Consider the following 8,051-nt stretch of genomic DNA (forward strand, 5'->3'; position numbering starts at 1 on the left):
TATTTCGGCGTGAACGACTCAGCCGGTTACGCGCCATTTACTGTGCCCGCTCTGGTTGATATGAGTACCTATCGAAGAACTTGTTGTAACGACAATTGCGTTCAATTTCTCGATAGATAGTGGCTTTGTGACGACCCAGTTGTTTAGCTATTTCAGCGGTACTAATTCCTTGCTTTCTGAGTGCAGAAATCATATACCTTTCGTTCTCAGTGAGGTGCGTGTATTTCATGTTTTTTACTTCTTGGCGGGAGCAAAGTTCATGATTATCGCACCTTACTGTTTTTATGTTCAGAGGTGTCGCACTTCGTACTTGAATCCAAGGCATATAACGCCCAATTAAGGGGTGAGCAACGCTACCACCCAAACATAAAGCATTGTGCCATAAACACTTAACTTGAAATAGAACCAACAATGCCAAGCGTTGGGAATCCCTCTTAAATTGTTTGTTATGAGTATTTTTCGTAGCGCTCTCCGAATATCTCTTCAAATGTGTCGGCAACAGAAACAACTCGAGAGTGACTAGAAAGATGACGATTTGCTAACTCTATCAACTCAGTTAAAGCAGTTGCCATATTCTGCAACCATAAATCACTGCCAACAGTTTGGTAATACAAGTCTTGCTTTGCACCTCTAAAACTCCAAGCGTCATAACGATACCTGAGCCCGACTGGAAGTTTATCCATCTGTTGAATACCTAATGTGTGATTCACATACATTTCGTTAGGAATAAAATTTGACAACTTTGCCCACATTTTGGTTAGGCAGTGACCGTGCTTCTCGATCCAGTTAACTAAATTTTTTCCTTTTCGTTCATCATGTAAAAAATAACATACTAGTGATTTGAGGATCGCTTCCATCCCCATCCGCAAGTCAATAAACATTTTTGAGCGCTTGGACTTAGAAGCAAAAAAATCGTATTCCTCGTTATTTATACAAAAGTTATATCTCTGGCTAAAATCTAAAGCATCGTGGAAGAAATGATTTGATACTTCAATTCCTGTAGGAAAAATTGATGACATATTAACCCTTACCTCATACTCATAACGCCCAATTAAGGGGTGAACAACGCCTCCACCCAAACCTAAAGCATTGTGCCATAAACACTAAATTTGAAGTAGAAGCAAAAGTGCCAAGCGTTGAGAATCCCTCTTAAATTGCTTGTTATGCCTGTCCTAAAACGTGCTCAATAAAAGCTGATTTTTTTCGACGATACTCTTCGTGAGACCAACCTGTACAAGACATTTTTAGTTCATTGTATTGTTGAACCAACTCGGGGCTTTCACGGAGTTTGTCCCTAAACCCCACAAAGAAGTCAAACTCTGAGCCAATCGCCACGACTTGAAAAGCGACATCTTCACCTGAGCTATTTTCCAGCATGCAAAGCTCGGGAGTTCTTAACGTATTGGACTTTTCGTTGAAACCTAAAGTAGAAAGTAACTTCACTGCTTTTTCTAGCTCGTTACCGTTAACACCAACAAGTATGTCTAGGTCTCCCTTAGATACAGCATTAGGGATAGAAGAAGCTCCAATATGCTCAATTGTTGCGCCTGGAAGTAAAGCAGCTATCTGAAGTTCGTATTTACGATAGAGGTTTTCACAAGATGCCTGATACTCATCTGCTTTGTAAAACTGCATATTTTCTCCCAAAAGGCATAACGCCCAATTAAGGTGTGAAGCACGCATCCACAGCACTCAATTTGAACACCTTAATCACTAAACTTAACCCAAACCGAAAATGCCAAGCGTGCTGAATCACTCTTAAATTGTTTGTTATGTTGCTGTGCCAAAGAGCTTATGTAAGGCTTCTATTGGAAAGGTCCATTCCAAAGTTCTCTGCGGTGTCCTATTTATACGTAATGTTGCATTTGTGAAATCACAGTACTTTAACCCGCCATCAGTATAAATAAAGTGTTCGTAGCCACTTAGAACGTCGTTCATGTTACCCAGTAGCTTTTTGCTTGCTGTCTTTGTAAAAAGTACATTCTCTGGCGCTTTCTCATAAGCTTCGGTAATTTCAGGAGGAGAACCTTCTAGTTCAAGCAGCTGTAAAACACCATTTTTGAAAATTTTGCCTATGTCTTTTGCGTGCTCTTTTCTATAACCGACAAGTACAAACGACATCAAAGTTTTCTCTTCCATGAATACTAGGCACTTTCTACGGTCAGCCGTAAAAAGGTTTACATACCAATTACCTATGGTGAAATTTTCATCTTGGACTTCAGTTAAATCTGCGGGCTTTAAGCCTAATGCATCCTGAACTTTTTTTGTGCATCGCAACTGGTACATAAACGTAATATCCTGATTTATCGTTACTTTCAGCTACGATAATGTGTGCAAAGCCTGATTGCAACATAACGCCCAATTAAGGGGTGAACAACGTCTCCACCCAAACCTAAAGCATTGTGCCATAAACACTAAATTTGAAGTAGAAGCAAAAATGCCAAGCGTTGAGAATCCCTCTTAAATTGCTTGTTATGTTCGTACTTACAGCGCTACGACGGCCTCAATTTCTATATGTAAATCCGCGTGAATTAGCTTGGATACTTCTACCAGTGAGCATGCTGGTAAATTGCCGTCATAGAAACTGAAAAGTAGCTCTCGGATGCTGCCTAACATTGACATGTCACGAACAAAAATTGTCAGTTTCACCAGATCGCTTTTTAAACGTTTCTCTAACCTAAGGACTTCTGAGATTTGCTCCAAGATCTCTTTAGCTTGCTCTGTCAGACCAAAGGTTTGAGCTTCTGTTCCATAAGCTGTAAGCCCTGATATATAAAGCGTTTTATTGTGCTTTGTTGCATGGACATAAGGTCCTGCGATTTGAGGTAAGCTTTCGTAAGTAATCCGTTCAACCACTTGATTTCTCCCTAGAACATAACGCCCTGTTAAGGTGTGAGCAACGCAATACCAAAGCCGCCGCATACCACCTTAAACACTAAAATCAACGCATATTGAAAATGCCACGCGTTGCGAATCACTCTTAAACAGTTTGTTAGTTTTATTGCTGGCGACTCAGTAACAAGCTTGCTCCAGACATAGCCAAAAAAGTTGCACAACCTCTATTGAAGCGCTTTGCCATTTTCGGCTTCGTAAACCACTGCCTTAAGTACATCCCAAAGACCGCATAAATCGATATTGCACCCATTTCTAAAATTAAGAACGTAGCCCCTAAAGCGAAGAACTGTTCATTTACACTCGCTGAAACATTGACGAACTGTGGTAGAAAGGCGGTAAAGATTAAGATCGCCTTTGGATTACCGGCGGCTAGTAAAAATTCTTGTTTAGCTAAACCTAATCGGTTGCGAGTATTTTCTAGTTCAGAAACAGGACTTGCTTCCGAACGCCAAAGATTAAAGGCAATCCACAACAAATAAGCCGCGCCCACAGTTTTAATCGTTAGAAATAGAGTCTCAGAAGCATAGAGAATGACTGCTAAACCAGAAGCAGCCAAGGCAATCATTACAGCGAACGCAGCGATACGACCAAGTCCCGCAATAAAAGCGGACTTGAAACCGTAACAACGAGCATTGTTCATGGACAATAGATTGTTTGGACCAGGAGTCATATTGAGCGCAAAACACGCAGGTATAAAGAACAATAACTTCCAGATTTCCACAATATTTCCTCCATAAAACTAACGCCCAATTAAGGTGTGAAGCACGCAACCACAGAACTTAATTTGAACACCGTAAACACGGAACTAGACCCAAACCAAAAATGCCAAGCGTGCTGAATCACTCTTAAATTGTTTGTTATATTTACTTGCGAGACGACGAATCTATTGATTTTACCTCTCCCGCATTAAGTACAGAAACGACTTCTTGTTTTGGGTTATAAACGAGGTAGAACTTATCATATGCTCTTAACACAACCCGCTCAACAACCTTATCAGATAACTCTATTTTTACAGTTTCAGGATCATCAATGGCTTTTTTAGCAGAAAGTAAGCCTGCAAATAAAACCCATAAAACTACAGCAGGAATCCAACGAGACGTAACCCACAAAGCTCTAGGAGTTTGAGAAAAAATCCGCTCGTGACCAAACACGAAATTATGAAACAAAAACCATATTGCTATAAAGAAAAACTGCCACCCCGTAAGAGGAATTTCAACACCCAAAAATGAGGCAAAGGGAATCGCGATAGTGATAGCTGTTATTAGATAAATTGGTGATTTTCTAAATAAAGCTGTTCGCTCTGGGTTTGGAGAACCATTAATAATTTCTGATTCGGACTTTCCTTGTTCTACTCTACTTGTAAACAGCTCAACAACTGTGACAAAAAACACACAAAGAATTGCAGCGGGCAGCCAAATCAAAGAGCTGCGTAAATGATCTGAAATTGTCGTCGGCACCTCAGAAAAAGTGAGACCAAATCCACTAAAAAAACCTAAGTCATAAACAACTGATAGTGAGAGTATCGCTGGTACTAAAGTGCTTATATACTTTGGGATACTATCAATTGCCTTCGAATTTTCCATACATTCCTCTGTAAATATAACGCCCAATTAAGTAGCCCGAAACGCCCTAGCTCACCTTCCGCATTGCGCCGTAAACACAAAACCCGACGCAAACCAAAAGTGCCACGCGTTGAGGGTCTGCTTGAATTGTTTGTTATGTTTTACCACAAATGACTGATTTATTTGGCAAAGAACTGCGTTGTTGACCACATTTCAAGAAGTGAATCACAAGCTCACACTCACTTGGCCGCCAAATGCACGAAACACCATGCGCGTAAGTCCACTTCCCTGCCCAATGAGGCAACCCGACTTCGCCTCAACAAGCGCCCTCTCTTTCCAACCACAGCGCAGAACAATGGTAAATTGCCGAGGCAACTGCCAAGCAGACATGCTACTTGGCAAATACGCTGAAAGCGCCTTAAAGCCAGTGAAACTTAAAACCAGCCGCCATGACCTGAAAATGAAGCAACCCACGAATATTGGCATGTTTTACGGGCTGAGAAATTCAAGGATTTAGGCCGACAATGTAGATTTGCTGAAGAAACTCGAACGAATGGTCAAAGAGACAAAGAACATAGATCGAAGAAGCTTTAAGCCACTGAAAGACAAGTAAACATAACGCCCAATTAAGGTGTGAAGCACGCAATGACCAAGCTACCGCATGGCACTTCAACACCCAAAACTAACGCATACCAAAAATGCCACGCGTGCTGAATCACTCTTAAATTGTTTGTTATACGTAATTTCCAATTATTACTGCTTGTTATTTCACCACCAAAATTTTGTGCTAAATAGCCATCAAAACCATATGAAATAACAGCGGTAAACAAATAGCCAAATTTGCCATATTGGTGCTTGATACATTTTTCAACTTTGTGACTACTACAACCATCACCCAAATTGTGGCGGAAACATAGCCTAAATAATCATCTAGGTCACTGTAATACTGGAACTTATCAAGTGAAGATAGAAGATTAGAGCTTTGTATTTCTACTGCGCTTTTAAGTACGTCATTCGCAATAGAACCATAATATTTCGAAAAACTCAGTAGAGTCAGTTGAAGCAGTGTTGCTACCAATAAATATATCTTCATACTCTCATTACGTATAACGCCGCATTAAGGTGTGAGCGGCGCTTGGCTATACTTGAGCGAAGCGAAAGCGCCAAGCGTTGCGAATCACTCTTAAATGCTTTGTTATAAGCGTGGTTTGAGCATGTGCACGAACTGCTCATCCTGCCTTGTAACCTCAAAGCCAAACATTTTGTAAAGTTGCCCTACTCGGTTTCCTTGCAAGTAGCAAAGCTTTATCGGTAACGACTTTTGTTCAGCAAGCTCAGTAACCGCTTTTAATACTTGGCTACCAATTCCTTTACCCTGATATTCTGGTAATAGGAAAAAGCGACCAAAGTACAGATGCTCAGAATGGCACTGCACCAAGTAACTGCCCACTGCGACTCCATCGACTTCGATTATGGTTGGCTTTTCTTCGCCCCACTCATTGTGATGAATTTCTCTTTGAACACTTTCGTCCCAACCAAATACAGCTTTGATTGGTTCAAATTCTGCTGATTTCTTAAGTTCGAATAGGAACTCATAGTCACTATTTTCAGCTTTACGGGTTTCGTACACCTAACTCTCCAAACCTACAACTACGGATAGCTTATAACGCCCAATTAACGTGTGAGCAGCGCAAACACTGAACTTGAATGCTGCGCCGTAAACACCAAATTCAACCCGAAGTGAGAGCGCCAAGCGTTGCGAATCACTGTTGAATTGTTTGTTATGTTTTACCACAAACACATGATTTACTTGAGAAAGAACTGCTATTTCTCACTAGTTTTCTGAAGTGAACCACAAGGGAAGAGCCAACTTGGCCACCAAGGGCGACCAACCTAAAACAAGTAATTCCACTTCCCTGCCCAATGAGGCAACCCGACCGAGTAACAACAAGCGCCCTATCTTTCCAACCAAAGCGTAAGACAATGGCAAATTGCCGAGGCAACTGCCAAGCCGAAATACTGCTTGGCTATGAACCTGAAAGCGACTTTAAGCCAGTAAAACCCGAAGCCAACCGCCACGACCTGACAATGAAGCAACCCGCGAACATTGGCATGTTTTACGGGCTTAGAAATTCAAGAACTTAGACCGACAATGCGGATTTGCTGAGTCTACTAAGGACGAATGGCCAGAGGGACAAAGAACTAGAGCCTAAGACCTTTAAGCCTTTGAAATACAAGTAAACATAACGCCGCATTAAGGTGTGAGCGACGATTGGCTATACTTGAGCGAAGCGAAACTGCCAAGCGTTGCGAATCACTCTTAAATGCTTTGTTATACAAATGATTACAGCGCAAAAAAGCTACCTAATATCGCGACAATTAATCCAATAAGGATTTCCTTACCGTAATCGCGGTACAAACGCTTGTACCAAACATCTTTAACTTTTAATGGTATGGGATATTTAGTATTTAACCACAACGCTAAATTAGCCGAAGACTCCCCGATATGGTAGAGCGTGCCTGTATGTATCCAATTCTTAGAGCCATTTTCGTCTATTTCGTACCCAGACGTGCCAATTTCATATGATGAAGTATGCTTTTTAAGCATTCTGTACCATGCCCATTGAGGTCTCTCACCAGAAATGATATTTCCATATTCACTTTCCGACTTTAGTAACTCGATTAACTGCTCACCTGCTAACTCACAGAGTAACTCAAACTCCTCGACTGATTTGCAAGGTTGACCAGCGACACGCCACCACTCTCCTGCTGCTCCAGTTTGATCATCCAATCGATGATATTGAAGTACAGGTGCTAATGTTCGAAATCTATGCTCAAAGTCCAGCCACGAGTTCATTTATCACTCCATTTGTATAACGCCGCGTTAAGGGGTGAAGGCACGCAATACAAAAGTATCTGCAAAGCGCCGTAAACACTGAACCCAACGCATATTAAAAATGCCACGCGTGCCAAATCCCTCTTAAACGCTTTGTTATACGCATGGACGTTAAAGCCAAAATTCTACGACAAGCCCTACTTTGAAACCATGATTTTTATGTGCTTTGATGCACTTAAGTCAGACTTAGACTTACAACGACTTGCCACTGAAACCACTTGGAACAAACCGCGCCGCAGAAAACGGACTAGCAACACCAAAAAGCACTTTTGGAAAGACAATTTCACAATGAGGACTTTCCACAAACTCACTGAAACCACGTGAACTCACCACACCAGAGAAAACGCCCTTTCAGCAAGTAAATCAGCTTTTAGAAAGGCAAATTCACAGAGCTGAATCTCAGCGAAAAACACAGCCTGGGCTGACCCGCACAACCAGCACCAAAGAAGACAACCACCGACAAATGACAGACCAGAACTGAAGCAAGGTTCAGAAAAACGAAACTACAATTTGTGGCGAGAAAAACCTGAATTTAACACCGAAAATCCGAAATATTACCCCGAAATTTTAGACTTTCTTCATCTGGCGTATAACGCCCAATTAAGTAGCCCGAAACGCACTGACTAACCTTCCGCATTGCTCGGCAACACCAAACCCGACGCAAACCAAAATCGCCGAGCGTTGAGGGTCTGCTTGAA

General features: G+C 41.6%; 9 protein-coding genes and 1 pseudogene. 1 reads left to right on the forward strand and 9 read right to left on the reverse strand.

Features of this window, described 5'->3' with window-relative positions:
- Positions 1-40: 40 nt before the first annotated feature.
- The 8 genes and pseudogenes from FCU94_RS15450 to FCU94_RS15495 all read right to left on the reverse strand — a co-directional run.
- Positions 41-229 (reverse strand): annotated as a pseudogene (locus FCU94_RS15450) (helix-turn-helix domain-containing protein); the annotation flags it as partial.
- A 217-nt stretch (positions 230-446) separates the two neighbouring features.
- Positions 447-1,019: a hypothetical protein gene (locus tag FCU94_RS15455; protein WP_176289402.1), complete on the reverse strand. Its 573-nt coding sequence runs from the start codon at positions 1,017-1,019 to the stop codon at positions 447-449.
- A gap of 142 nt (positions 1,020-1,161) precedes the next feature.
- Positions 1,162-1,635, reverse strand: a complete 474-nt coding sequence (locus tag FCU94_RS15460; RefSeq protein WP_176289403.1) for a GrpB family protein — start codon at positions 1,633-1,635, stop codon at positions 1,162-1,164.
- Between the two features lie 135 nt (positions 1,636-1,770).
- A complete protein-coding gene (locus tag FCU94_RS15465) occupies positions 1,771-2,286 on the reverse strand; it encodes a DUF6933 domain-containing protein (RefSeq protein WP_176289404.1) in 516 nt (171 codons plus the stop codon).
- Between the two features lie 198 nt (positions 2,287-2,484).
- On the reverse strand, positions 2,485-2,856 hold the full coding sequence (locus FCU94_RS15470) for a RidA family protein (RefSeq protein ID WP_176289405.1): 372 nt from the start codon (positions 2,854-2,856) through the stop codon (positions 2,485-2,487).
- Between the two features lie 142 nt (positions 2,857-2,998).
- The gene (locus FCU94_RS15480; RefSeq protein ID WP_176289406.1) at positions 2,999-3,616 is read right to left on the reverse strand and encodes a LysE family translocator; all 618 of its coding nucleotides are present in this window, start codon (positions 3,614-3,616) and stop codon (positions 2,999-3,001) included.
- Between the two features lie 142 nt (positions 3,617-3,758).
- On the reverse strand, positions 3,759-4,478 hold the full coding sequence (locus FCU94_RS15485; protein ID WP_176289407.1) for a hypothetical protein: 720 nt from the start codon (positions 4,476-4,478) through the stop codon (positions 3,759-3,761).
- 1,174 nt (positions 4,479-5,652) lie between these two features.
- Complete coding sequence (locus tag FCU94_RS15495; RefSeq protein ID WP_176289408.1) at positions 5,653-6,087, reverse strand: GNAT family N-acetyltransferase; 435 nt, start codon at positions 6,085-6,087, stop codon at positions 5,653-5,655.
- A 353-nt stretch (positions 6,088-6,440) separates the two neighbouring features.
- Between FCU94_RS15495 and FCU94_RS15500 the strand changes: the two genes are divergently transcribed.
- Positions 6,441-6,602 (forward strand): hypothetical protein, encoded by a 162-nt coding sequence (locus FCU94_RS15500; protein ID WP_176289409.1) that lies wholly within the window; start codon positions 6,441-6,443, stop codon positions 6,600-6,602.
- A 199-nt stretch (positions 6,603-6,801) separates the two neighbouring features.
- Here the strand turns inward: FCU94_RS15500 and FCU94_RS15505 are convergent, their stop codons facing one another.
- Positions 6,802-7,314, reverse strand: a complete 513-nt coding sequence (locus tag FCU94_RS15505) for a hypothetical protein (RefSeq protein ID WP_138937917.1) — start codon at positions 7,312-7,314, stop codon at positions 6,802-6,804.
- Positions 7,315-8,051 lie beyond the last annotated feature (737 nt).

It is taken from the genome of Vibrio sp. JPW-9-11-11, from assembly GCF_013369335.1.
GTDB lineage: Bacteria > Pseudomonadota > Gammaproteobacteria > Enterobacterales > Vibrionaceae > Vibrio.

Coding starts and splice junctions, on each gene's coding strand:
- FCU94_RS15455 (WP_176289402.1), bottom strand. CDS start 1,019: ATGTCATCAATTTTTCCTACAGGAATTGAAGTATCAAATCATTTCTTC.
- FCU94_RS15460 (WP_176289403.1), bottom strand. CDS start 1,635: ATGCAGTTTTACAAAGCAGATGAGTATCAGGCATCTTGTGAAAACCTC.
- FCU94_RS15465 (WP_176289404.1), bottom strand. CDS start 2,286: ATGTACCAGTTGCGATGCACAAAAAAAGTTCAGGATGCATTAGGCTTA.
- FCU94_RS15485 (WP_176289407.1), bottom strand. CDS start 4,478: ATGGAAAATTCGAAGGCAATTGATAGTATCCCAAAGTATATAAGCACT.
- FCU94_RS15500 (WP_176289409.1), top strand. CDS start 6,441: ATGGCAAATTGCCGAGGCAACTGCCAAGCCGAAATACTGCTTGGCTAT.
- FCU94_RS15505 (WP_138937917.1), bottom strand. CDS start 7,314: ATGAACTCGTGGCTGGACTTTGAGCATAGATTTCGAACATTAGCACCT.